The organism is Ascidiaceihabitans donghaensis, assembly GCF_900302465.1.
Taxonomy (GTDB): Bacteria; Pseudomonadota; Alphaproteobacteria; order Rhodobacterales; family Rhodobacteraceae; genus Ascidiaceihabitans; species Ascidiaceihabitans donghaensis.
This window is the reverse complement of the sequence record NZ_OMOR01000003.1, coordinates 60,339-86,891: the sequence shown is the minus strand read 5'-3', so window position 1 is coordinate 86,891 and position 26,553 is coordinate 60,339. Positions and strand designations below refer to the sequence as shown.

14 protein-coding genes are annotated in these 26,553 nt (G+C 57.8%); 12 read left to right on the top strand and 2 right to left on the bottom strand.

Annotated elements, in window-relative coordinates; translation table 11 throughout:
• The first annotated feature begins 123 nt into the window (after window positions 1-123).
• Together ASD8599_RS19580 and ASD8599_RS19575 are read left to right on the top strand one after the other, a co-directional pair.
• The gene (locus ASD8599_RS19580; protein WP_108830468.1) at window positions 124-2,181 is read left to right on the top strand and encodes a type VI secretion system Vgr family protein; all 2,058 of its coding nucleotides are present in this window, start codon (window positions 124-126) and stop codon (window positions 2,179-2,181) included.
• A 56-nt stretch (window positions 2,182-2,237) separates the two neighbouring features.
• A complete protein-coding gene (locus tag ASD8599_RS19575; protein ID WP_108830467.1) occupies window positions 2,238-2,495 on the top strand; it encodes a PAAR domain-containing protein in 258 nt (85 codons plus the stop codon).
• Between the two features lie 119 nt (window positions 2,496-2,614).
• On the opposite strand, the gene ASD8599_RS19570 is transcribed toward ASD8599_RS19575, so the two are convergent.
• Together ASD8599_RS19570 and ASD8599_RS19565 are read right to left on the bottom strand one after the other, a co-directional pair.
• A complete protein-coding gene (locus ASD8599_RS19570) occupies window positions 2,615-3,706 on the bottom strand; it encodes a ParB N-terminal domain-containing protein (RefSeq protein WP_108830466.1) in 1,092 nt (363 codons plus the stop codon).
• Window positions 3,699-5,144 (bottom strand): AAA family ATPase, encoded by a 1,446-nt coding sequence (locus ASD8599_RS19565; RefSeq protein ID WP_108830465.1) that lies wholly within the window; start codon window positions 5,142-5,144, stop codon window positions 3,699-3,701. The genes ASD8599_RS19570 and ASD8599_RS19565 overlap by 8 nt, the downstream gene beginning before the upstream one ends.
• 470 nt (window positions 5,145-5,614) lie before the next feature.
• On the opposite strand from ASD8599_RS19565, the gene ASD8599_RS19560 reads away from it, so the two are divergent.
• The 10 genes from ASD8599_RS19560 to ASD8599_RS19515 all read left to right on the top strand — a co-directional run bounded on the left by ASD8599_RS19560 (window position 5,615) and on the right by ASD8599_RS19515 (window position 26,546).
• Window positions 5,615-6,808 carry a replication initiation protein gene (locus ASD8599_RS19560; RefSeq protein ID WP_108830464.1) on the top strand — a complete coding sequence of 398 codons (1,194 nt, stop codon included), beginning with the start codon at window positions 5,615-5,617 and terminating at the stop codon, window positions 6,806-6,808.
• Between the two features lie 172 nt (window positions 6,809-6,980).
• Window positions 6,981-14,930, top strand: coding sequence for a beta strand repeat-containing protein (locus tag ASD8599_RS19555; protein WP_181364573.1), 7,950 nt, complete (start codon window positions 6,981-6,983; stop codon window positions 14,928-14,930).
• 112 nt (window positions 14,931-15,042) lie between these two features.
• A complete protein-coding gene (locus tag ASD8599_RS19550; RefSeq protein WP_108830462.1) occupies window positions 15,043-15,303 on the top strand; it encodes a type II toxin-antitoxin system ParD family antitoxin in 261 nt (86 codons plus the stop codon).
• Entirely contained in the window at window positions 15,278-15,589 is a 312-nt protein-coding gene (locus ASD8599_RS19545) for a type II toxin-antitoxin system RelE/ParE family toxin (protein ID WP_181364572.1), read from the top strand. The genes ASD8599_RS19550 and ASD8599_RS19545 overlap by 26 nt, the downstream gene beginning before the upstream one ends.
• A 436-nt stretch (window positions 15,590-16,025) precedes the next feature.
• Window positions 16,026-17,357 carry a type VI secretion system baseplate subunit TssK gene (gene tssK / locus ASD8599_RS19540; RefSeq protein ID WP_108830498.1) on the top strand — a complete coding sequence of 444 codons (1,332 nt, stop codon included), beginning with the start codon at window positions 16,026-16,028 and terminating at the stop codon, window positions 17,355-17,357.
• Window positions 17,357-19,147 carry a type IVB secretion system protein IcmH/DotU gene (gene icmH, locus ASD8599_RS19535; protein WP_245926168.1) on the top strand — a complete coding sequence of 597 codons (1,791 nt, stop codon included), beginning with the start codon at window positions 17,357-17,359 and terminating at the stop codon, window positions 19,145-19,147. Before tssK ends, icmH begins: the two co-directional genes overlap by 1 nt.
• Window positions 19,148-19,155: 8 nt before the next feature.
• Window positions 19,156-22,785 carry a type VI secretion system membrane subunit TssM gene (tssM, locus tag ASD8599_RS19530; protein ID WP_108830460.1) on the top strand — a complete coding sequence of 1,210 codons (3,630 nt, stop codon included), beginning with the start codon at window positions 19,156-19,158 and terminating at the stop codon, window positions 22,783-22,785.
• Window positions 22,786-22,792: 7 nt separating this feature from the next.
• Window positions 22,793-23,563: a type VI secretion system-associated protein TagF gene (gene tagF / locus ASD8599_RS19525; protein WP_181364571.1), complete on the top strand. Its 771-nt coding sequence runs from the start codon at window positions 22,793-22,795 to the stop codon at window positions 23,561-23,563.
• Complete coding sequence (locus tag ASD8599_RS19520) at window positions 23,560-24,318, top strand: PP2C family protein-serine/threonine phosphatase (RefSeq protein ID WP_108830458.1); 759 nt, start codon at window positions 23,560-23,562, stop codon at window positions 24,316-24,318. Before tagF ends, ASD8599_RS19520 begins: the two co-directional genes overlap by 4 nt.
• Before the next feature lie 2 nt (window positions 24,319-24,320).
• A complete protein-coding gene (locus tag ASD8599_RS19515; RefSeq protein WP_108830457.1) occupies window positions 24,321-26,546 on the top strand; it encodes a serine/threonine-protein kinase in 2,226 nt (741 codons plus the stop codon).
• Window positions 26,547-26,553: the final 7 nt, after the last annotated feature.

Below are 26,553 nucleotides of genomic sequence, written 5' to 3'. Positions count from 1 at the left end.
GTGTTTAGACAGGTTAACAAGGCATTCACATGCGCTGAGACACCGGGAACAAGAATCGGTCTTTCTTCGCCGTTAGGCCTGCGCTACGCTATGTGCAGGTCACTTTATTGAAGGACTCGCGTTATGAGCACCGTATTTAGTCAAGACAACCGCTTAGGTAAGCTGCACACCGACCTCGGAAAGGACACGCTTGTCCTGATGCGCTTTACCGGGTCGGACTATATGAACGATCTGTTTGAATATCGGGTCGAGGCGCTCTCGACGGAACAAGACATCGACTTTGACAAGTTGATCGGCACACATGTCACCATCGAATTGCAAACCAAAAACGATGGGCCGAAATTCTACGACGGTATCGTCACCCAAGCGCAATGGGTTGGGGTCGGCGAAAACGGCAACAAGTATAATTTCGAACTGCGGCCATGGACGTGGCTGGCAGGGCAACGCCGCAACCAGCGCATCTTTCACGACATGACCGTGATCGCCATCCTCGAAGAATTGCTCAGCGACTACGCCGGTCTGGGCAATCCGGCCATGAAACTGCGCGTCACCAATTCTTATCCTACGCTGGAATATACCGTCCAATACCGCGAAAGCGATCTGGAATTTGCCTGCCGTTTGATGGAACGCTTTGGGATCAGCTATCACTTCATCCACGAAAAAGGCGGCCACACGATGGTGCTGACCGACAGCGTGGACGAACATGATCCGGTGCCGGGCAAAACCCGCGACTATTTCGGCTTTGACGGGCATCACCAGTCTGAGGGCGAACATTTCTGGGAATGGCACCCGGAACGCAATCTGACGACAGGCAAAATCAAACTGACGGACTACAACTTCAAAAAGCCGAACGCGGCGATGGAAGTGGCACGTCCAGGGGATGCGCGGTACGAACAAGGGCAGATCGAAAGCTACGACTACCCCGGCGACTATCTGGACAAAGGCGAAGGCAACCCGATGGTTGGCTTGCGCATCGAACAGGAACGCGGACAAGACCGCCGCCAGCGCGCCGTCGGAGACACGGCAGCCTTTGCGGCGGGTATGACTGTTGGATTAACCGGCGACCAAGTGCCCGGCGTAAAAGACGAAACCTACCTGTGTCTTGCAGCCCACCATTCTTATGTGTCCGACAGCTATGGAACAGGCGGCGAAGCCAGCGACGGATACGCCTACAAAGGGTCCTATGTGCTGACGCCGACCTCGGCGCCCATGGCACCCGACATGAAGACAGAACGCCCCATCGTGCAAGGTCCGCAAACGGCAGTTGTGGTGGGCGACGGCGAAATTGACTGCGATGAATACGGCCGCATTCTGGTGCACTTCCACTGGGATCTGCAAAAGGCTTGGTCCATGCGCTGTCGCGTCAGCCAGAACTGGGCGTCCAAAGGTTGGGGCGGGATGATTATTCCGCGCATCGGCATGGAAGTCGTCGTTGAATTCCTTGAAGGCGATCCCGACAAACCGTTGGTCACAGGGTGCGTGTACAACGGGCACAATGACCCGCCCTACCCGCTTCCCAACAACAAAACCAAGTCTGTGTTCAAGACCGACACCCACCAAGGGTCTGGTTTTAACGAGCTGTCGTTTGAGGACCAGAAGGATCAGGAACTGATCTATATGCACGGTCAAAAAGACCAGCAGATCACCATCCTGAACGACCGCGCCAAAGACATCGGGCGTAATGAAACCAATACCATCGGCGTCGACCGCTCTCAGGCTGTGGGGCAAGACGAAAGCATGTCTGTTGGCCGCAACCAAACCGAAAATGTCGGACAAGATGTGTCCTATCAGGTTGGGCGGAACCAACAGGAACGCTACGGCAAAGACCACATTCATGTTGTGGGCAACACCCACAAACAAGACATCTATGCGGATCATTTGCGGCAAGTTGGACGGCACTACGAAGAAACCGTGAAGGGCAAATATACCCTGAACGTCAATGAATCGATCACCAACAACACCAAGGTGCACACGTTGATGGCGTTCCAGAAATTCGTGATCAAGGGACCGGGTGGCAAGATCACCATCGACGCGTCCGGGATCACGTTGGAAGCAGCAAAAATCAACCTCAAGGGCATGGTATCCATGGGTGGTGGCGGCGGCGCACAAGTGCCTACGCTACAAGGTGCAGCCAACGACGCGCTGCCTTTGGTCGAGGAATGCGTGAAACAGAAAGAATAAATTCCAAGCTTTCATTAATAGCTTGCGACTTTGTCATCTCAGAAAAGGAATAGATAATGCTTCCAGTTGCCCGTCTCGGAGATAAACACGTATGCCCCGCCCACGGTCCAAATGCGATCGTGTCAGGCGGCACCGCCCTCGTCGACAATCGTCCCGTGGCGCGTGTGGGTGACGCATGCGGCTGTGGCGCGACGATCGTTGTAGGGTCATCCATGTCCACCAACGACGGTAAGCCCGTGGCCTATCTTGGGTCTGCGACATCACACGGCGGCGTGATCGTTCAAGGGTCACCGACGGCGAAAACGCTGCCTTAAACCTGAATTTCTTTGAATAATGCAAAACGGCGCGGAACCTTATGTTTCGCGCCGTTTTAATTTTAAGGCATTGAGATTAAGCAATAATTTGGATGGGTTTCGCGGCGAAACCCCCTGCCCTACAGCTTTGGTCGCTCAAGAAGATGCCGAATTTCTTCCATCAAACTATCGATCAAGTCAGGCGACAGCTCTTTGCCGGACAAGCGGATCAGATACCCGTGTGAATCGCTGTCTTTGCGCAGTTTGATCCCATTCGACAAGACCAGTGTATCGTCGCCGTGCCATCCCGGTTTTGGCACATTTATCCGTGGCCGTCCGCCTTTACGGGTTACTTTTGGCAAGTCGGCCATTTCATCCAGAACGGCCTCCAGAAGCGCCCATTCGCTGGCAGGATCAGTGCCTTGCCCTGTGCCCAGAACCTCACGGAACCGCGCCTCGCCGCCTTGACGCAGCGCCATTGCCAAACGCAACCCGTCCTTTTCGCGGATGGTTTCGGCAAAGACCAAAAGGTCGCCCAATTCTTCAAAGATCAAGGCAAACGATCTGATCTTGCTGCGCTTCGCCTTCGACGCCACGGGGAACATCGCCTCAACCGCAGCTTCCGCGTTGGCAAAGGCGCCCTGTTGCGCCGCAATCACTGCGATCCTGCCACGCTCATAGTGGCTCAGGGACGCCCTGACCTCGTTTTCCTCGACCATAGCAGCAAAGCGATCCGCATCGGCCTGAGGGCGGCGCAAAATGGCCTTGATGGTGCTGAATGTCGTATCCTCTGCGCCCCGCAAGGCACGCAGGTTCTGTACCGCCCTGAAGCGACGATAGCCCGACAGAAGGCCGTATTTCTGCGGCCCCTCCCCTGCGACCTCAAACACCTCGATGGGCAGCCTTAGACCATTCGCCGCGATCGAGATTTGCAGTTCTGTCATTTCGGCCTGATCCAGCATCGACCGGTCGCGGATCATGGCGTCGGGGTCAATGACGTCCAAGGGCAAATCCAGCAGCAACAACCCCTTCTCTTCCGCCGTTTGCAACTTTGCCAAGGCCGCACGCGCTTCGGGGTCGATAGGGTCAAAGGCGGCAGCAGCGTCGGCCGCCACTTGTGCAATCGGGGCTGCACCCGCCGAGGGTCGGGCGGGGGTTTCGCGGCGAAACTCCTCTTCGATCTTGTCCATATCTGCCGTTGACGGGGCCTCTAGGCGTCTGCGCTTAGCCATCGTTCTGATCCTTTTCCATCATCTGCTGATCGCGCCACCACGTGCCCAAAAGCACCTCTTTGATCTCGGCCCAGGTCCGGTCAAATGTCTCGCGGCCACGGACGTAAGTGTCGCGGTTGAAGGCGCGGTAATCGGCCTCATAGATGCCATTCACCTCTTCGCCCGCCTGCCCGACCATCGCGGTGGTGTCCTGCCGGTAGGTCGCCATGAAATCGCCGAAATAGGCCTGAATGATGTTCGCCATATCCGTTTGTTGGGACGCATCAAACCGCGTGATCAGCGCCCGCACGGCGTCCCATTCGAACTTCATTTCCGGCAATCCGTCGCGGCGCCGCGCCCGGTTTTCGCCGTCCTCAATGGAGGCAAAAGTGGAATAGAGCATGTCAAAAAACCGCCCTGTGGAATCGAATTCCAGAAAGCTGGCGCCGAGGGGCACAATCAGGATGTCGGCAGCCGCAAGGGCGTTGATGGTCAGGTAGCCAAGGGCAGGGGGGGTATCGAGGAAAATGATGTCGTAGTCGTCCAGAATGCCTTCGCTGTCCAAGGCGTTTGTCAGGGCATCCCACAAGGGCCAAGACCGGCTTTGCAAACGCCAGACGGGCACCTGGAATTCGGCCCAATAAAGGTTCAGCTGTGCGCCGATCAGATCAATATTTGGCCAATGGGTCGACTGGATCAGGTTTCGCGGCGAAACCTCCAAGGCTTCTGACAAGGTTTCGTCAAAGGGATGCGGCGGCTGGCCTTTGGCGGCACGGACCTCGTTTTCGGCTTTTAGATGTTGGGCAAAATCCTTCGCAAGCAAAGGAAACGCTGTGGACCATTCATCTTCGACTTGCCCGCCCATGATCGACGTCATTGACCCCTGACTATCCAGGTCAATCACCAAGACTTTGTAACCGTCCAGTGCGGCGCTCATGGACAGGTGCGCCGCTGTTGAAGTTTTGCCAACGCCGCCTTTGAAATTGGCAACAGAGATGACCTTCGCAGGCAATCCTTCGGGGCGCCAAGATTTGTATTCTTTGTTGGCGGCCCCTTCGGCAGCAAAATGATCGCGCAGCACAAGAACTTCTTCCAGTGTAAACCACTTTGAATTTCCCTCGCCTGTGCCCTGCGGCAAATCTGGATTGGCTTTCAACACGCGGCGCAAATGGGCAGCGGCGACGGGGATCAAATAGCGGCAGACTTCCCAAGTGGAAAACTTGCGCAACCGCTTGCGGCCATCCGGAGCGTATCCACGCTTGGCCAGATCTTCGCGGCCCTTGGCCCCGAAAGCTGCGGCCTTGGCGAATCGCGCGGTATCTATAGGATCACCCAGACGGCCTGCAGCTGCCTTTGGGTCGATGTTGAAATAGGACGGTATGTCAGACTTTGAAGACAAGGGCGTGGTTCCTGTAGGATGTTCGCCAGTTTTGGCGATGTTCTTAGTTTTCTCGTACATCGTAAGCCAAGGATGAACGCAGCGCACGTAAAATGAGTAATTTCGAAAGAAATCAGGAAAACGACGACAATAAAGGTTGTAGAATCTTTTAGATCTTTAGAATCTTTACGCTGTAATAAATGAATAATTTCAAAATACTAAGCAACTTAGGGTGCCTTTATACGGGACGAAGGGTGCCTGAAAGCAGGCCCAAAGGCACCTGTATACAGGATGAAAGGTGCCGATTCGCGTGAAGACAGGGACCGTGCTGCGGTATCGGGCGGTTTAGGGTCTAAATGAGACTCTAGAAAATGTGGCAATCCTGTATCCGGGTCCCTTTCGTGGTGGCAATGACCGGAAAGGTACCCGTTTCCGGTTCTGCCAGACGCAGCCCAAAAGCACCCAAGTTGATGTTGCGTGCGGGTGCCTTTGCAGGGTAAGCTGCCCGCAACAGAGCCATGAGCAGGGCCACATACAATGTCGTTTAACTGATGCCAGACTTTTCCGATGATATCGACAAAGACGGTCTAAGCGGTGCGCTGCGCCGCAGTGCTGTCAAAAAGCATGTGGCGGCGATCCATGTGTCGGGCAAACTGACTTTGCTGCAACGAAAGCTCAGCAACGTCTTGCTGTTGAACGCCTACGATACCCTGACAAGTCAAGCGACCCATCTGATAGATGCACGGACGTTGTGCATGATGATCGGTTACAATTCCAACGACATGGACACGCTGAAGGGATCGCTGCGGGGGCTGGCGGAAACGGTGGCAGAATGGGACATGCTGGATGCCGAGGGTGAACAGGAGTGGGGAGTCTCAAGCTTGCTGTCCTATGCCAAGCTGAAGGGTGGCGTGTGTGAATATGCCTATTCCCCCGCGTTGGCTGACAAGCTGAGCGACCCCAAAGTGTTCGCGCTTATCAATTTGAACATCCAGCGGCGTTTCACCAGTGGCCATGCTTTGGCGCTATATGAAAACTGTTATCGATTTGTGCGCACCGGTTCGACAGGGTGGTGGCCACTGGACACGTTTCGCCGTCTGATGGGCGTCGCCGACAGCGCCTATTACGAAAGTTACAAACACCTGAACGCCAAGATCATCAAACCGGCGGTGGCCGAGGTGAACAAGACGTCCAACATTGTGATCCGCCCCGAAATCCGTAAACGGGGGCGCACAGTGTCCGACATTCGTTTTTTGATCGAAGACAACCCGCAACTGGCAATTCTGGATCTGGATGACGGGGCAGGGGTGCGCAACGCACCGGTCTATGGCCGTCTGCGCGCATTGGGCGTCAGCGACCGATTGGCGCGGCAGTGGGTTGCGGAACATGGCGAAGATTATGTGTTGGCCAAGATGGATTATGTTGCAGGGCAATCCGGCGTGCAAAATCCGGTACGCTATCTGACGGCCGCGTTGAAAGAGGATTTCAAAGCGGAGCCTGCATCACAAACAGACGTTGCCCCACAAATCAAAGCCCGTGCTGCCCAGTTGCAAATCATTCGTGATCTGGCTGCCGCCCGCAGTCCCACGCAGCGCGATGCCGACCGCCGGCTGTTTTTGAACACTTTGGATGATCCTGCCGCCCGCGCTGATTTTGAACGCCACGGTTGGATGTCCGCCCTGAATGCGGCCAATATCCGAGCGTTCTGGGAAGACCTGGCCCCAAGCGCCTTCGAGGTCGCCTAACAGTCCAAGCGTCAAAATGCACGCAAGGGGTGGTGTAATATCACGACGCCGTGTTAATTTGTGTTAAATTAGGTAGTTTTTTCTTGATGTGTCGCCGCATTGAGCGAATTCTTGCCAAAAGTTTGGATTCGCGTTTTTGCGTTAAAAGTGATTGGGGAACAGGATGTTTCAGGTGTTTGGGTCTAAAGCAGGTTTGCGCGGTACAACTGCGCTGGTGTGTGTCGCAATGGTTTTGTCGTCGGGTGCAATCGCCGCAGACCTGACCTGGGACAGCGATCCGGCAACAGGCGGCGTCCAGCTTGGTGCAGGGAACTGGGACACCACCACAAACAACTGGCGCACCACAGGCGTGGGCCCTGTCCAATCCACCTTCACAGATGGCGACAGCGTCACCTTCCGCAATCCGGGCGGCGCCACAACCATTAACGTCACCAGCATTGTGAACCCGTTGTCCATAACCATCAACGGTGACTACATCTTTTCAAACTCCACCATCGTGGGTGGTGCGGGCACCGCCCTTGCGTTGAACTTTGGGGCCACCGTCATCATCAACAACGAATTGACGGGTCTGTTTAACGTCACTGGCGGCAGCGGCACTTCTTTGACGTTAAGCGCGAACTCCACCGCATCCCTGTCCAACGCAGGTGTCATCGACATCACAGGCAACTTTACCGGCGATGTCGATCAGGCTGGCGGCAATTTGACCGTGACCGGGTCCCTGACCGATGACGTTGTGAATGACCAGAACAGTACCTTGAACGTCGATGGCACTTTGACGGGCAACACCACCAACGCCAACGGCAGCACAATGAACGCGGATGCTGCGGCCACCTTGACCGGCAATCTGAACAACGATGGCGTTATCGACATCGACACGGGCGTGTCGGGCAATGTCGTCAATACCGCAAACGGCACCGGGTCCATCGATGGCAACATCGGCGGCAGCTTGACCAATGCGGGTACCATCACGGCAGGCGGCAATGTGGGCACGACTTTGGATGTGTCTGCGGGATCGGCCACAGTCACGGGCACCGTAGGGGGCAATGTCACCGTCACAGGCGGCAGCGCCACGGTGGGCGGCGTGGTATCCGGCGACGTTGCGGGTGGTGGCACAACGGTTCAAATCAACAACAACGTCACGGGTGGCGTGAATGCGACGGCAGGCACCACCAACGTCACAGGCACTGTCGGCACCACAGTTGATGTGGCGTCGGGTGCAACCAGCACGGTTGGCGGCGCGATCACCGGCAACGTGACCAGCGGCGGCACGCTGACAGCACAAGACAACATCGGCGGTACGTTGGGTGTGTCTGATGGCACGACAAATGTGACCGGCACAGTCGGCGGCAACGTCACCGCGACAGGCGGCAGCACGACCATTGGTGGCGCGGTGACAGGGGACGTTGCGGGTGGCGGCACACTGGTGCAGGTCAACGACAATGTATCCGGCAGCGTCAATGCGACGACAGGCACCACCAATGTCACAGGCACTGTTGGCACCACGGTTGATGTGGCTTCTGGCGCGTCCAGCACAGTTGGCGGTGCGATTGGTGGCAATGTCACCAGCGGCGGTACGCTTTCCGCCAATAGCATTGGTGGCACGCTTGGGGTGTCTGACGGCACGACCACTGTGACGAACACCGTTGGTGGCAATATTACGTCCACTGGCGGCAGCACCACAGTGGGCGGTCAGGTGACAGGCAATGTGACGGCTACGGGCACGAGCACTTTGGTGCAGATAAACGACAATGTGACAGGTAACCTTGCTGTGACAAATGGCGCAGGCAATGTCACTGGGACTGTCGGCAATGGTGTGAGCGTGAACGCAGGCTCGTCCAGCACGGTTGGCGGCGCGATCACTGGCAACGTCACAACGGCGGGTACTTTCACCGGTGGCGCTGGCGTCAGCGGCGCGTTGAACGTCACAGGTGGCACGACGACGCTGACAGGCGCGGTTGGCACGAACCTAGATGTCGCATCGGGTGGCACGGCGACTGTCGATGATGTGACGGGCAACGTGAACAGCGCAGGCACAGCGACCGTTAACAACAATGTGGGCGGTGATGTGAATGTCACCGCAGGCAACACAAGCGTCGGCGGCACAGTTGGCGGCAACGTCGATGTGGACAGCGGCGCGACGGGTTCTGTGGGGGGCGCGATCACTGGCACAGTGACCAACGATGGCACGCTGACGGTCAGTGACAACGTGGGCGGCCAGGTCACGAACAACGCCAGCGGACAGTTGACGCTGAACGGCACAAGCGTGCTGAACGGAGCGCAAACCAACAACGCAGGCACATTGACAGTGGACACAGGGGCAAATGTCACTGGCGTCAACAACATGGAAAACAGCGGCACGACCAACATCAACGGCACATTGACCACGAACCTGACCAGCACGGCAGGCAATGTGAACATTGGCGCGGATGGCGTGTTGGGTGCTGTTTTGACCAACCAAAGCGGATCCACTGCAACGATCGCAGGCGACGTGTCTTCGGTGGTGAACAACGCATCCGGCGGCAACCTGAACTTCACAGGCACGGCAACCGGGGCAGGGGCCTCGACTGTGGGCAACAACGTCAACAACGGCGGCACATTGGCTGTGAGCAACGGCGCGAATGTGACCGTGTCGGGCAACACAACCAACACAGGCACAATGAATGTCGACGGCGACTATAACGGCAACGTCGATAACACGACGGGCACTGTGAATGTCGCGGGTACTGGTTCCATCGGTGGCAACCTGACCAACAGCAACACCGCGAACGTGGATGGCGACATCGACGGCACCACGCAGAACAACGCAGGCGCAAACCTGAACCTGAACGGCACATCCACACTGACAGGCGTTGTCACAAATGATGGCACAACGCGGGTGCAAGGCAGCGGCAATGTCACAGCCACCAATGGCGTTGTGAACAACGACACGTTGATTGTTCAAAACGGCGGCGCCTTGACGGGGGCCGTGGACAACAACGACACGGTCACGCTGCAAAATGGGGCGGGCCTGACAGGTGACGTCACAAACGACGACGCAAGTGCGGTTCTGAACGTGAACGGCAACGCACAATTGACAGGCAACATTGTGACCAACACAGGCACAGTGACCCTAAGCGGCACATCCGTGGTCACAGGCAATCTGGATAACGACAATGTGGCAGGGATCAACGCCAACGCCACGCTGCAAGGCACAGCCAACAACGCGGGCACTTTGACGCTGAATGGCACGGCGGGGGCTTTGAACAACGAAGCGGGCGGCACCACGACGATGGGGGCCAACAGCTCTGTCACCGGCAATGTCGACAACCAGGCGGCGACGTCCACCCTGAACATGTCCGGCGGCACCATTGGCGGCAACGTGCAAAACGACGGCACCGTCAACGTCAACTCGGACGTGAACGTCACAGGCAACTTCATCAACGACGCAACAGTCAACGGTGTGGACACCTCGACGCTGACCGTGGGCGGCACGTTCACCAACAACAGCGCCATCAACAATTCCACAGGGTCCGGCACCTTTACGGTCAATGGGGGCAGCATTGTTCTGGGGACCGGATCCAACGTCGGTGCGGGTGTTTTGCTGCAAGGCAACACCACCAACGCAGGCATCATCAACTACGGCTTGGATCAGACCCTGAACGGTGGCCTGAACAACCTTGGCACAGGCACGGTCAACACCACGGCCAATGTCGACTTCAACAACAATTCACTGGTCAACGCGGGTGACGTGAACCTTAATTCGGGGTCCATGACCAACATCACCACCGTGACCAACACCGGCACTATTGATCTGGCAAGCGGCACCACCCTTGGTGCAGGCACCATGAACAACAACTCAGGCGGCACGCTGACCAATGCAGGCGGCACGCTGGACGGAGACGTGAACAACGCGTCGGGTGCGACCCTGACAAGCAACGGCACCATCACAGGCAACCTGCGGAACTCAGGCGGGACGGGCAACGGCGGTGTGGCCGATGTGTCCGGATCGGTTGGCGGTACTGTCATCAACAACTCTAGCGGCACCCTGAACCTGACGGGTGATTTGAGCACAGGTGGCAACGTCGGCAACAGCGGCACAATCAACACCGACGCGGGTGAGACACTGACAGTCAATGGTGGCAACGGTTCAATCGGCACGTCCAATGGAGGCACATTGAATGCAGCCGGATTGTTAGACGCAGATGTGTCCGTGTCTACCGGCGGCACCTTGGTCAGCACGGGTGGGATTACCGGATCGGTAAACAACTCTGGCACGGCATCCTTGGAAGGCAACGTTGGCGACGGCATCACCAACAGCTCCTTGGGTACGATGACTTTGACAGATGACACAACCACGACAGATGTTATCAATTCCGGCAACATGACGGGCGGCGCGGGTGTGGACCTGACGGCCAGCGGCACTTTGAACAACCTTGGCACGATGAACCTGGGCGGCAATCTTGGCGTTGCGGGCACGTTGAGCACATCGGACGACCTTGATGTTGGCGGCACGTTGACCGCAGGCAACACAACCACGTCTGGCACTGTTGACGTCACCGGCAACACGCAGATCAACGGCACCTTGACCAACGGCGCTGTAACAAATCTGGGTGGCACATTGACGGCGGGTGACACCACCAACACAGGCACATTGAATGTGACCAGTAACGCGGGTTTTGGCGAGCTGGATACACAGGGTGACCTTGATGTTGGCGGCACATTGACCGCAGGCAACACAACCACGTCTGGTACGGTCGATGTGGTGGGTAACACGCAGATCAACGGCACGTTGACCAACGGCGCTGTGACAAATCTGGGTGGCACGTTGACGGCGGGCAATACCACAAACACAGGCACGTTGAATGTGACAAGCAACACCAGCGTTGGCACCTTGACCAACACCGGCACGGCGGACCTTGATGGCACTTTGACCACAACAGGTGATGTGTCGAACACGGGCGCAGGCACTTTGGACGTTGCGGGCAATGCCACGTTGGGTGGCACGTTGGACAATGACAACACCGCGACCTTTGGCGGCACGTTGACCGCAGGCAACACCGATAACTCTGGCACCATGACGGTGACGGGGGACGCAAATCTTGGCACGCTGGACAACTCCGGCACATTGACGGCCAATGCGGCTTTGACCTCAAGCGGGGCTATCAACAACTCGGGCGCGGGCACCCTCAATGTGACGGGCAATGCCACTGCGGCCGGGGCGTTGGACAACGACGGCACGATGACCGTGGGCGGGGCGCTGGACACGGGTGCGGCGGACAACTCTGGCAACCTGACGGTGACCGGAACCACGGACATTGACGGCAATCTGGACAGTTCGGGCACCTTGACTGCGACGGGCGCTGTTGATGTCGATGGCGACATGACCAACTCGGGGACCCTGAACACAGGCGACTCTCTGGCGGTTTCTGGCAATCTGACGACCGCGGCCACCGGCACTACGAATGTAGCCGGCAACGCCGCAATCGGCGGCACCCTGACCAACCTGAACGGCACGTCCTTTGGCGGCACGCTGACCACAGGCGATGTCAACAACCAGGGCAGCTTGGCCGTGACGGGGAATGCGACGACGGGGTCGATCACCAACACCGGTGTTTTGTCGGCGCAGGCGTCTTTGAATACAACAGGCACCATCACAACCAGCGGCAATCTGATTGTAACCAACAACCTGAGTGCGACGAGCTCTGTGACCAACAGCGGCGGCCTTCAGGTTGGGGGGACTTATAACGCGGCAAGCACATCGAACACCGGCAACATCTTAGTGTCGGGGGCTGCGACCACCGGAGACATCACAAATTCCGGCGCTGGCGTTATGACCACCAACAGCGCGTTGACGGCTGGCAACATCACCAACTCTGGCACAGGGGCGTTGAACATCAACGGCGCAAGCACAGCAGGCACGCTTTCGAACAGTGGCACATTGACTGTTGGTGGAACCGGGTCGCTGACGGCCTCCGGTGCGGCCACGAACGCGGCGGGTGGCACCATGACCTTGAACGGCAACACCACAGCGGCAAGCCTTGCCAATGACGGGGCGCTGACCGTGGGCGCAGGCAGCACGACCACAGCGGCTGGCGGTGTGACAAACTCTGCCACAGGAACGCTGGATATGGATGGCAACATCACCGGCAACGTGACCAACGCGGGCGCTGCCAATCTGGCAGGCACGATCACTGGCAACCTGACGTCGACTGGCACGGTTATTGTGGATGGCGATTCAACTGTTACAGGTGCGGTGACGCACAATGGAACAAGCGCTGCCAATCCCATGACTGTGAACGCGGGCCAAACGCTGACGGCAACAGGTGGCGTGACAACCGGCGTCGGGTCTGAATTGAATGTGCTGGGTGACATCGCGGGCAACGTGACAAGCCAAGGCACAACAACGCTGACCGGCAGCACGATCACAGGCACGCTGAATGCCACGAACGGTGCGTTGAACTTTGTGAACGATGTGACGGTGACAACGGCGATCAACACCACATTGGATACAACGATTGCAGCGGGTCAAACGATCACAACGGCCAACTTCAACAACCAAGGCGGTACCTTGACCTTTGGGGGCACGTTGGCCGGAAACCTCAACAACGTCACAACCGGTGGCAACGATGGCATCATCAACGTGGCCAATGGCGCGTCCGTGGGCGGCAACGTGAACATCGGGGCTGGCACCATGTCGTTGCAAAATGGCACAGCCGGCGACGCCATGAGCATCACAGGCGGGTTGACTGGCAACGGCGGCACGCTGGCGTTTGACGTAGACTTTAGCGCAGGCGCTGGTGGGGCAGGCACACAAGCCGATATCATCACGGCAAGCGGCGCAGTGTCTGGCAACTACAACATCGTGATCAACGATCTGGGCACAGGCCTTGGGGCGCAAACCAATGACATCGTTTTGATTGATGTGGACGGGTCCCTTGGGGCGGCCAACGACTATACGTTTAGCCTTGATCCGGCATCCATTCTGCCCTTCGACACGTTGACAATCTTCTTCCTGACCAAAGACACCACGGGCGGATCACCGACCTTCGGAGACTTGGTCTTGCAAGATGCGGTGAACCCGGGCGTAAGCGGCATTGCGGGCAACGTGGCCTTGTCACAGTCCTTGATCGGCGCGGTTGTAAACCGTCCAACAAGCCCGTTTGTGTCCGGTCTGGCGCTGCCGACAGAAGACAAATGCGGGTACGGGGTTTGGACACGGGCCACGGGCGGTACAGCTGATGCAGAAGGCACAACCACGGACCTCACCAGCGGCTTGACGACCCCAAGTGACCTAAGCGCCAACTACTATGGTTTGCAGGTTGGCGGCGACTTTGGCTGCTTCCAGGGTCACTACAGCGGTTGGGATCTGGCCTTTGGCGGGATCGCAGGCATCAACAGCGGGACAAGCACACAGCCTGTCTTTGCGCTTGATCCGGTGACAGGGCTGTTTTCCAACAGCGCGGTTAGCGTGACAACGGCGGACTTCGACCAACGCTATGCAGGGGCCTACATCACAGCATCTAAAGATCGCTGGACGATGGATTTGCAGGTGCGGTCTGAACAAACCGACTTCAAACTGACAAACGTCGGCTTGAACGGCTTTGCGGGTCTGGGTTTGACGGATGTTCCGTTTGACGTGAAAAGCACAACGGTTTCCGGTGCGGTCAGCTATTCCATTCCGCTGAAAGCGGATGGGTGGAACGTGGTGCCGACGATTGGCTTCTCGCTGACCGATTCTGAAACCAGCGATGTTCTGTTTGCAGATACCTCGACTTTGGAAATCGACGATCACCTGTCGCAAATCCTGTTCCTGGGCAGCACGGTTTCCAAAGTGTCTGTGGCCGACGATGGCAAATCCGCGCGCAACTACTTTGCGACAGGCACGTACTATGCCGATCTGTCTGACGATCTGGGCACGACCTTTACCGACCGTCGTGGCGTGCCAACGGTGAACCCGCTGACGTCGTCAACGATCGGGGATTATGCGGAAATCAGCTTTGGCATGAACTACATCAAAGTTTTCGACAAATCCGAAACAGGCAAGCCATTGCGCCAGTTTAACGCGTCTGTCCGTGCTGACCTGCGTGGGTCCAGCACATTGAACAGTGCCGCGTTGACCGGACAAATCCGCTTCCAGTTCTGATGCAAAACTCCAAGGCCGGGCATCATGTGCCGGCCTTGAAGCACCTCTGATTTACAAACTTTGACAATCTTTGTATCCTTTGCGCTCTGTTGTCTCGTAAAGGAGTTCTTCAATGCATGTATCCCTGACGGATCGCCTGGATCATTACGTCCGCGAAAAAGTAAACTCCGGCCTGTACAACAACGCCTCCGAAGTCATCCGCGAAGCTTTGCGTGACAAGATCGCCGCCGAAGAAACACACGCCGTCAAGCTGCAGAAATTGCGCGATGCTATCGACCCTGCATGGGCACAAGCCGACCGGGGGGAAACCGTGCCGTTTGATCTGGACGGTGTTTTGAGCGAGCTGGATGAAGAAGCCCGAAAGCGTGCCTAAGCTGACACTGACGCCTATGGCGCGTGAAGATTTGAAAGGCATCGGTCGCTACACACAAACGACATGGGGCATCGCGCAACGAAATACGTATCTGAATGCCATCGCGACCACATTCGCAAACATCGCCGACGGCATCTTGTATGAACGCCCGCGCAACGACATCAAGCCCGGTGTGCTGTCGTGTCCTTGCAACAAACACATCATCTTTTTTCGCCGCGACGCGGATGGTCATGTTCAGGTTTTGCGGATTTTGCACAGCCGTATGGAGTTTGCGCAGCATCTTTAGGCTCAGGACCCACTAATTCTGCATCGTCAGTTCACCAGATTTTTTCTCTGACAAGGCGGGTCTGCGCAGGAATAGTGGTTCTATTTCAAGCAGATGTGACACAGTGAGAGAGAAAATCCGGCGAACCCGCAGGGTGACGATTTCACTTCCTTTCAGCGTCTTGGGCCGTTTTTAAATAGAACCACTATTCCCTGCACGTCCCAAACCGCTGAAGTTTTGTGAAATTGTCGCTGACGATGTAGAATTAGTGGGTCCTGAGCCTAAGCGGATGTATCGTGCCGATTTCCGATGCTAACCCACCCCTTTGGGTTGACCCCGGCGGGCAGGGGCCGCAAGATTGCGTTAACTGAATTTGTGAAAAGGCGCATGCCTTTGGGTGTCTTCGTTTGGACGCCCTTTTGTGCCTTTCGACTGTAAGATTGAAGATTGGAAACCAATGTCATTGTTCAGCAAAGTCGCTTGGAAAGAAGGGTTGTTCCTGCAACCCCAGCATTTGCAGCAGGCAGACCGCTATCTGGAACAGTTGATTGAAGCGCGCACGCAGGTTTTGACCCCTTACCCTTGGGGCATTACGGCATTGGCACTGGACACCGATCAGGCCAAACAATCCAAAATCGGGCTGCGCCGTGTCGCAGGCATCATGGCCGATGGTTTGGCCTTTGACGCCCCCACCAACGATCCGTTGCCCATGCCAGTTGAAGTTGCCGAAGACGCCGCTGGTTTGTTCGTTTGGTTGACCCTTCCAGAACCGTCGCAAAACGGTCAGGACGTGGGTCTTGATGAAGAAGGCGCCACATCGCGTTTCATGCTGGCCTCTGAAAAAGTCGTCAACAATGCGTCCGCCATGCGCATCGAACATGATCTGGAAATCGCCGTGCCCCGTCTTGAGCTTTCGGTGCGCAAGACCCCGAAGCCCGGCTATCAGAACATCCGTTTGGCCCGCATTGCCGAAATCCGTGATGGCGTGATCACCTTTGATGAAACGGTCCCCCCCGCCGGGCTGGTGTTGGCCGCGCACCCTACGTTGCAGGGCTATCTGACCAATGTCATCGGCTGGATTGAAGCCAAGCTGCAAAACCTTGCGCGCTTTGCGGCTGACCCCTCTGCCGGTGGTGGCATGCAGGCGTTGGATTATCTGATGCTGATGACGCTGAACCGCGAAATTGGTATTCTGCGCCACATGAATGCGTTGCACGCTGTCCACCCAGAAGAATTATATCGCAAGTTCATCGGCATCGCAGGTGAGCTTTCGACGTTTAACAACACAACGCGTATGGCGCCCGAATATCCACCCTACGATCATACCGATCCCAAAGGCACCATCGCGCCCATCGTCAATGACATCCAGCATTTGCTGTCGCGCGATGTGGGCCGTGCCGTGCGTTTGAACCTGAACCAAGTGCGTCAGAACTCGTTCTTGGCCGAGGTTGCGGACCGTAATCTGTTCCGCGAAGCGACTTTTGTGATCGAGGTGGAAACCGGCAAGCCACGCACCCAAGTGCAGCAGCAGTTCCCGCAACTGGCCAAGGTTGGCCCCAACACGCGCATGTCCGAGATTGTGAAAAACAACCTGCCCGGCATCGGGCTGGAACATTTGCCCAACCCGCCGCGTCAGATCCGCGTTGTGGCGACGAACGTGTATTTCCTGCTCGATAAGAACACGCCGCTGTGGAAGGAATTTTCCACCGCCCCTGCGATCGGGATGCATTTTGCAGGCGACTGGCCGGAACTAAAACTTGAACTGTGGGCGATACCGGAGAAATTGTGATGTCTGACGACAACGACAAAACGGTGTTTGGAGGCAAGCTGCCGGACCCCAGCCAATTGCGCAACCCATCAGGGCCGGGCGGACAAGCGCCCGCCAGCAGCAGCCCCTTCGACAACGCGGGCGGGATGCCGGGCCAGCCTTTGGGGCAACCGCCGGCACCCGGTGCATCGCCGTTTGGCGCACCGCCTGCTGACAATGATCGCACGGTCATTGGGGGCGCGTTGCCTGTGCCGCCCGCTCAGGCACCGATCCCGCAACCGGCCCCCATCCCACAACCCGCGCCACAACCGTCACCCTACGCACAGCCGGGGCGTGTGGCACCTACGACGGGGGCCTCCCCCTTTGATGCGCCGCCCCAACACCCCCCTGCCTTTGCGCCACAACCTGCCGCCGCGCCGCAACCACCAGCGGGTGGCAACACATGGCTTGGCGGCGCTTTGCCGCAAGCCGCACCTGCGCAACCCAGCGCTATTGGCACATCCGCCATCGGATCACCCGGCGGGCCAAATGCCCAAGGCTTTTTTCCCGAGATGCCGCAGCAACAAGCCCAGCCGCAGCAACAACCTGCCGCGACGCCGCGTATTTCCCTGCATCAGGCGTTGCAGGCGACAGGGCTTGGCAAAGGCGGATCATCGAACCCCTTGGTGGCGGCTGCCGCAAACCTGTTGATCCTGTTCGGGCGTTTGCGCACCGGCATGGTCGAAATGGAAGCGGCCCCGCTGATGGAGCACGTGACCCGCGAAATCGACGCTTTTGAACGCAACGCGGTGGCCGCGGGCGTGGACCCGCACGAAGCTTTGGTGGCGAAATACGCGCTGTGTGGCACTGCCGACGACATTGTGCAAAACCTGCCCGGCGCGGACCGTGGCATGTGGATCCAGTATTCGATGGTTGCGCGGTTCTTCCAGAAACGCGATTCCGGTGTGGGTTTCTTCGAGGAAGCAGGCAAAGCGATGCAAGCGCCGGGCCAACGCTATCAGCTGTTGGAACTGATGCTGACGTGCTTGTCGCTGGGCTTTGAAGGGCAATATCGCACCATGCCCAACGGGTCCGTGGAGCTGGCGCGGATCAGAAACGCCATCTACGAAACCCTGCGTCGCGTGAAACAGCGCCCCGACGAAGACATGTCGGTGCGCTGGCTGCCGGTGATCTTTGGTGGCAAGCGCCGCTTTGGCGTGGTGCCGATCTGGGCCATTGCAGGAATGGCGGCCGCTATTCTGGTAGGCTTCTTTGTCACGCTGTCCACATTGGTCAACGGCGAAGGGTCCGAAGTCGCCACGCAATTGCGCGAAATGCATCCGACGCAGTTTAACGTTGTACTGGAACGCACGGCAGGACCTGTTTTCGTGGCAGAGTCCAGTCAGTTGGAACGCATTCAGGAAGGCTTGGCTTTGGAAATCAGCGCCAAACAAGTCGAAGTCGGCCAGCAGGGTGAATACATCTATGTGCGTGTCGGTAACAAGCTGTTGTTCGGGGTTGGCAGCAGCCGCGTCAGCGACGAATTTGTGCCATTGGCCGCGCGTCTTACCGAAGTTTTGAACGAAGAACCGGGGCCGATACTGGTCATTGGTCACACCGATGCCCAAGGGTCTTTTGCCAAAAACGAAGCCCTTTCGGTGGCGCGCGCTGAAGCTGCTGCAACAGTGTTGCGCAGCACGCTGACAGACCCCAGCCGTGTCACTGTGCAAGGCAAAGGCGAAGCCGAACCCATCGCCACCAACGACACTGCAGAAGGGCGCGCGCAAAACCGCCGCGTTGATGTTCTGATTGCCCGGGAGGGCTCATTTTGAGACTGCGTATGCCGAAGTTGAAACTGGCTGAACGGCCATGGTTGCGCACCACGTTACTGGTGTTTTGTTTCCTTGCTTTGATCGTTGCGATTTGGGTGATCCCGCCCATGACGCCGATCCTGTTTATTGCAACGGTCTGGTTCCGTTTGCTGATTATCGGCATTCTGGTCGCGGTCTTTGGCACGATCTGGTTCATACGCTGGCGGCGGCGCAAAAAGGCGGCGGACCTTCTGGAAGACGCCATCATGCCGGAAGAGCCCACAGGCGATGGTGCGGTTCTGGCAGAACGGATGCAAGGCGCTTTGGCGACCCTGAAAAAGTCGGGCGGTTCGACCTATCTGTATGATCTGCCCTGGTATGTGATTATCGGCCCCCCCGGTGCCGGCAAAACGACGGCTTTGGTCAATTCCGGAATCGAATTTCCTTTGGCGGGTGATGCGGCGGCTGGCCTTGAAGGCTTTGGCGGCACGCGGTTCTGCGATTGGTGGTTTGCCGAAGATGCGATCATGATCGACACGGCGGGGCGCTACACGACACAGGACAGCGACGCGGCGGCAGATGAAGCCAGCTGGCAATCCTTCCTTGATTTGCTCAAGAAAAGCCGTCCCAATCAGCCGATCAATGGCGTGATTCTGGCTTTCTCTGTCGAAGACATGATGACGGCCAATGAGGAAACGCTGGCGCGGCACGCGGAAACGGTGCGCGCGCGTCTGGCGGAGGTTCACGAGACCCTCAAGATTGATTTCCCGGTTTATGTTCTTTTCACCAAGGCGGATCTTATTTCGGGTTTCCGCGAGTTCTTTTCCAGCTTTTCCATGGCGCGCCGCAATGGCGTTTGGGGTGTTACGTTCCAGACCAAAGACCGCAAGGCGCTGACCCACGAAGGGGTCGCTGACGAATTTGATGCGCTTGTGGCGCGGATGTCTGACGAGGTCATTGACCGCTTGACCGAAGAACCTGACGGCATCGCACGCATTTCCATCTTTGGTTTGCCGGGGCAGATGGCCCTGATGCGCGACAACGTCAGTGAATTCCTGCGCCGCGTGTTTGAACCGACACGCTACAAAACCAACGCCATGCTGCGCGGGTTTTATTTCACCTCTGGCACGCAGGAAGGCACGCCCATCGATCAGGTCCTTGGCGCCATGAGCCGCATTGGCGAAGGTGGCGGCGGGTTTGCGTCGTCGTTTATGTCCGGCAAAGGCAAAAGCTTTTTCATCCATGATCTGCTGAAGAAGGTGATCTTTGAAGAACGCGATTGGGTTAGCCATGACCGCAAGGCCATCCGCCGCACTGCTATTTTCCGCGGCTTGGCCATCGGCACAATTGTCTTGGGCACTTTGGGATTGTTGGGTGCGCTTGGGTACAGTTATTGGCAGAACGCATCGCTGGTCGAAATCGCCGAGAAAGAAGCTGACACCTACGAACGCGAAGCCGTCACCGAAATCAATCGCGAGCTGATTGGCGACATCCAGCTTGATCCGATCCTGCCGTTTTTGAACGACATCCGTGACATGCCCGCAGGTTACGGCGACAGTGAAGACGCGACAGTCTGGGAAGGGCTGGGGCTGGGTCAACGGAACCGTCTGCAAGCGGCGGCGGAAAAGTCATACTCTGACGCGCTTGAGAAAATGTTGCGGCCGCGCATGATGTTGGCGCTGGAACAGCAAATGCCCTACATCATCAATTCTGGTGAAACGACCGAAATTTACCGCGCCTTGAAAGTGTATATGTCGCTGGGTGGTCAGGGCAAAGGCGACAACGACGAGGCCATCAAATCCTATTTTGACCAGTTGTGGCGTGCAGCCTTTCAGGGCCGTGACGGCATCAACACACGCGACCAGTTGAACGACCATTTGACTGCCATGCTGGAACTGGATGATGCGCGGGGTCTGCTGGTGTCCACCGATGGCAAAACCGTAACAACTGCCCGTGCCGCCATCGTGCAACTGCCTATCGTGGATCAGGCCTATGCGCTTGTGATGGACGGCGCCAAGGGCGCGGGCCTGCGTGATTGGGTGCTGACAGAACGCACCGGATCAACATCGTCACTGGTGTTTGAAGCCAAAGACGGCAGCGACCTGAGCGCGTTGAAAGTGGATGGCATTTTCACTTACGAAGGCTTCTGGTCCTATTTCTTCCCGCAGCTTGAAGTCGTGGCCCAACGCTTGCGCGACGACCAATGGGTCTTGGGTGAAGAAAGCGACGACGAAGGCCAACGCACGGAAATCGACGACCAGATCAACCGTCTCGACCGCGCCTTGCAGGAACGTTACCGCGCCGATTTCAAAAAGGCGTGGGACGGGTTGTTCGACAATCTGGCATTGGCGTCTATGGCCGCCGACAAGCCGCGCTACAATGCGCTTGGGGCGGCGGCCTCCGCTTCGGCCTCGCCTATCTTGATGCTGGTGCGCGAAGTCGATGCGGAAACCAAACTGACCCGTGAATTTGAAGGCATGGAAGGGCTCACACCTGAAATGCTGGCGGGGGGTGCCGCGCTGAACACCGACGCGGGGTCCGTTGGGGCCAGCGTGTCCAATTCGGTGATTGGTCGCGTGCGGTCCCGGTCCTCTGGCGTTCAGCGTATTTTGATGGATGCGGTTTTGGGCAAAGGCGGCGGTGCAGGTGGTGCGATCATCGGCGGCGGCGGGGGAGGCGGCGATTCCATCACGCGCCCCATCGAGCGCATCGAAGAAGAATTCGTCATGTGGCATGAGCTGCTGGAAGGTCCATCCGGTCAACGCGCTATTGACGCGGTGCTGGGCAATCTGGGCCAAGTCTGGAACAACCTGCGCCTGTCTGTCAGCAATCCGGGCCAATCGGCGGTGATGATGCCGCAGCTTTTGTCCAACCTCACACAATACAACAGTCAGATGCCGCCCACTTTGGCGGGGCTGATCAACGAGGCGGAAAGCGATTTCCAAAAAGGGGCATCCGACGCAAATCTGGCCACGATGAACCGTGCGCTGACCGATCAGATCACGTTCTTCTGCCGCCAGACCATCACATCATCCTATCCCTTTGCGAATGCGCAGCGGTCGGTGTCCATGGACAACTTCACCAAGTTCTTCGGGCCGGGCGGGGATATGGACAGCTTCTTTGCGACCTATCTGAACGAACATGTGGAACGCACATCCGAGGGGCTGCGGTATGTGCAGGACCGCCCACTTGCGTCGCGCCTGTCCACATCCACCCTGCGGCAGTTTGAGCGTGCAGAACGCATCCGCCAAGCCTTTTTCGCAGGCGGGACAGCGCCACAGGTCGAAATCACGGTGGCCCATGTGGACAGCCATCCGACCATCGACAGCGCCAAGCTGACGATCAACGATATGGAGATCCCGACAGTGCGCGGCGACAGCCCCAAAACGGTTGTGTGGCCGGGACCGGGCAAAGCGACAGTGTTGGAACTGACGCCAACGCTGGACCGCGACAGCGGGTTGCAGTTGCGTGGATCAAGCTGGACGTTCATCGAATTTCTGCGCTCTGCGTCGGCACGGAACCAACGGGGCGATACGTTGCGGGCCACCTACACCATCGGCGGGCGCAACATTACCTATGATTTCACGATCAACGCCATCGCCAACCCTTTTACCATGCGCGAATTGCGGGACTTCAAATGCCCCGCCAGCCTGGACTGATCGCGTCATGACGGGTCATATCTTTCCCCACTTGGGTTGGTTCGGCAAACACCCTGCCTTTGGGGATTTTGTCAGCCACGGGATGTCGGGTGTCATGCAATCGGCGTTTGAAAGCTGGTTGGTCCCAAGCCTTAGCCACATCCGTCAATATGTGGGCGACGATTGGCAGCCGGTTTATGATGCGATGCAACCCATCCGCTTTTGGATCGGCCCGTCGGTGCTGGACACACCGTGGCCTGTGCGCGGGGTCATTTGTCCCAGCCGCGATAAGGTGGGGCGGCGGTTTCCCTTGACGCTGGTGGATCAGGGTGGCGCATCGCAAAGCCCGCCTGTTTTGGACCACGACCAGACGTTCTATGCGGCTGCTGAACAGATGGCAGGGGCAGCCCTCGGGATTGTGCCAGATAGCTTGGGGGCATTGATACCTGCGGCTGGCGGGCATCCTGCAGCGGCGCAAGACCCCGAACCCGCGTTTTATTGGGCTGTGAACCCCGAACCTGATCCCACTGCACTTTTGAAGGCCGCGGGGCCGGTGGATCATGTCCGCGCGGTGTCCCACCGCAGCTATTGGTGGTCAGCGGGTGTGCCCGGTGTGCGTGCCACGGCCTTTATGGGGGCGGCGGGCATGCCCGGCCCCGATGCGCTGGCGTGGATGATCACAGGCGTAGGCGCACCCGAGCCACAGCCTGGACACGTGGCTGACCCCGTGGCCGAAAGCGCCATACAAGATACAGAACAACAAGAAACCGACCTGGTAACAGGGGACGAGGACACATGATCGAGAACGAATATTTCCGCTTCAGCACAGGCAAAGCCACAGACCAAGGCCGCGTGCGCGATCACAACGAAGACAGCCTGATGACCCGTCAGGACTTTGGCGTGTGGGTTGTCGCGGACGGCATGGGCGGCCATGACGCGGGTGATTTCGCGTCGCAGGCCATTACACATGAAGTCGCCTCTGTCGGTATGTCATCGTCTTTGCAAGACCTGACTGCCCGCTTTATGGAGCGCCTGACCCGCGCCCACGACACCATCCGCGCCCATCCTTCTGTGCAGCAGGGCGGCACGGTTGGATCGACAGTTGTGGCGCTTTTGACCTTTGAAGACACCTACGCCTGTGTGTGGTCCGGTGACAGCCGCATCTATCTTCTGCGCGACGGCCAGCTTGTGCAGCAAACCACGGATCACACCGAAGTACAGGAACTGCTGTCCAACGGTGCCATTTCAGAGGCCGAAGCCGAAACATGGCCCCGCAAAAACGTCATCACCCGTGCCGTGGGGGTCTGGGACGATCCACGCTGCGACATCATCGAAGGGCAGTTGCAAGACGGTGACGTGTTTTTGCTGTGCTCTGACGGATTGACGGAACACCTGTCCGACAGCGACATCCACGACCATCTCGAAGGCATTGGTTCTGGCGAGGCCACGCAAGATGTTTGCAATGAATTGATCACCGTGACGTTGGACCGCGGCGCCAAGGACAACGTCACCTGCGTTGTCATGCAGTGCATGGCGCAAGATGGTGGGGTGTAGCCATGTCTGGCCCCGACAACACCGCGCCCCCACCTGAGGACGACGACGACAAAACCCGTATCGCTGGCATCAATACACCTTTGCCCGTTCCGCCAGTGCCAATTCCGCCTGTACCGGCGGCAAGCCCTGCCGAGGACGCGCCTCAGGACCCCGAACAGCCTGCCGAAGTTGCAGCCGGAAATGCGGAAACCCAAGCTCCGGCGCAGGACGCCGCCCCTGAAGAAACCCCTGCGGATTCTGAAGCCGACGCCATTATTGGCGCCGTCATCAACAACAACTACAAGGTGCAGCAACTGATCAGCGCCGGCGGGATGGGCGAAGTTTATCGCGGCGAACACATCTACACTGGCGACCCTGTGGCCATCAAGATTGTGCTGCCATCGCTGTCCAAAGACGAAAAGGTTCTGACCCTTTTCAAACGCGAAGCCCGTATTTTAAGCCAACTGGCCGACGAGGCCATTGTACGTTATTTCAACTTTATCCCTGATCCCGAATTGGGCCGTTACTGCCTGATTATGGATTTCATCGACGGGGTGCCGTTGTCGGATATGGTCGCCAAAAGCGGCCCCATTTCGCTGGATCAATCCCTGCGTTTGCTGGTGCGATTGGCCAAGGGTCTCGACAAGGCGCACGCGCGTGAAGTCACCCACCGTGACCTGTCGCCAGACAATGTGATGTTGCCGGAAGGGAACGTCGACAATGCGGTTTTGATCGATTTTGGCATCGCCAAATCCACTGAAATGACCGAAGGCACCTTGCACGGCCAGCTGGCGGGCAAGTTCAAATATATCTCGCCTGAACAACTGGGTCACTTTGACAGTGTCATCAGTCCGCGCACCGACATTTATGGGCTTGGCTTGTTGATTGCAGCGGCGGTGCGGGGCACGCCCATCGACATGGGATCGTCCGTTGTCGAGGCCGTGAACGCGCGCCGCACCATTCCTGATCTCAGTGATATTTATCCCGAATTGCAGCCGCTTCTGGCGCATATGCTTGAACCTGATCCGCAGTTCCGCCCCGCCCGCATGAGTGACGTGGCCGCGATGGTGGAAGGCAGCCAAGCGATACCAGCGCGCTACACAGGTGCGGCACCTTTACCGGGTGGCGGTGACATGGATCAAACCATGATCGCGGGATCTATGCCGCCGGGGACCATGGCCCCTGGCACAATGACGCCCGGTACTATGGCCCCGCAACAAACGGGTGCGCCTATCCAGACGGGCGGGTTCGGTGCCCAAACCGGGCTGCAGCAACCGCCCGGCTCTACCCAACACACCAGTTTTCCACAGACGCAGGCCCCGATGACGCAAACGGGGATTGGTATCGGGACGGGTGACGTGTCGCAAAGCCCCTTTGGGGCCGGTTCTACGGAAGTTCCATTTTCACAGACCATTCCGCCCCAGCAAACGATGGCGCCGACCACAGCTGATGCGCCCAAAAGCAAAACGGGGCTGATTGCGGCGGTGCTGGCATTGGTCGTTGCAGGAGCGGGCATAGGCGCGTGGCAATCAGGCATGTTCGACAGTGCCGAAGTGGTGGAAACCGCAACAGAGCCCACGGAAACCGAAACTGCGGCAGCGGCGATGCCTGCGCCCGATGCAGACACGCGCCAAGGGTTTTTGGCAGGCTACAATGCGGGATCGGCCTGCACCTTTGCCACGCGGATCACATCGGGTGAAAATTCCGGCAAGCTTGAGGTTTTTGCAGCCATCGAAGGGGCATTGGCGCAATTGCCGCAAGCCTATGGCGAAAAATTTGGCGCGGAACCTGCGACGGTGAACCGCCAGATCAACGACAGCCAATGTGCAGCGCTGGACTTTGCGCGGGCCCTGCAGGGGCGTGAAGCGGTGGAACCTGTGGTGACGCTGGACACTGATGCGGTGCAAAGTGGCGGTACTGTTCTGGGGCGCGTGCGTGATGTGCGCGGTCGGACTGTGTGGCTTAGCATCGTGAGTGCTGCGGGTGGCGTTTACAACCTGTCGCCCAGACTGCAGGCGCAACCCGACGGGTCCCAAACCTTCGAATTCGGAATGAGCCTTGGCGAAGGGTCAGAGGCCGCGCCGCAAATGCTGATCGCTTTGGCGTCCAACGACCCTTTGTTGACGCTGGCGGCGATCAAAGACGGTGACGATGTGCAAAAAGTCATGCCTTTGTTATTGCAGGAAATTGCCAAAAATGGTGGCACAGCAGCGGCTGGCACAGGGTTTTTTGAACTGCAACCGAACTGAAAACTGC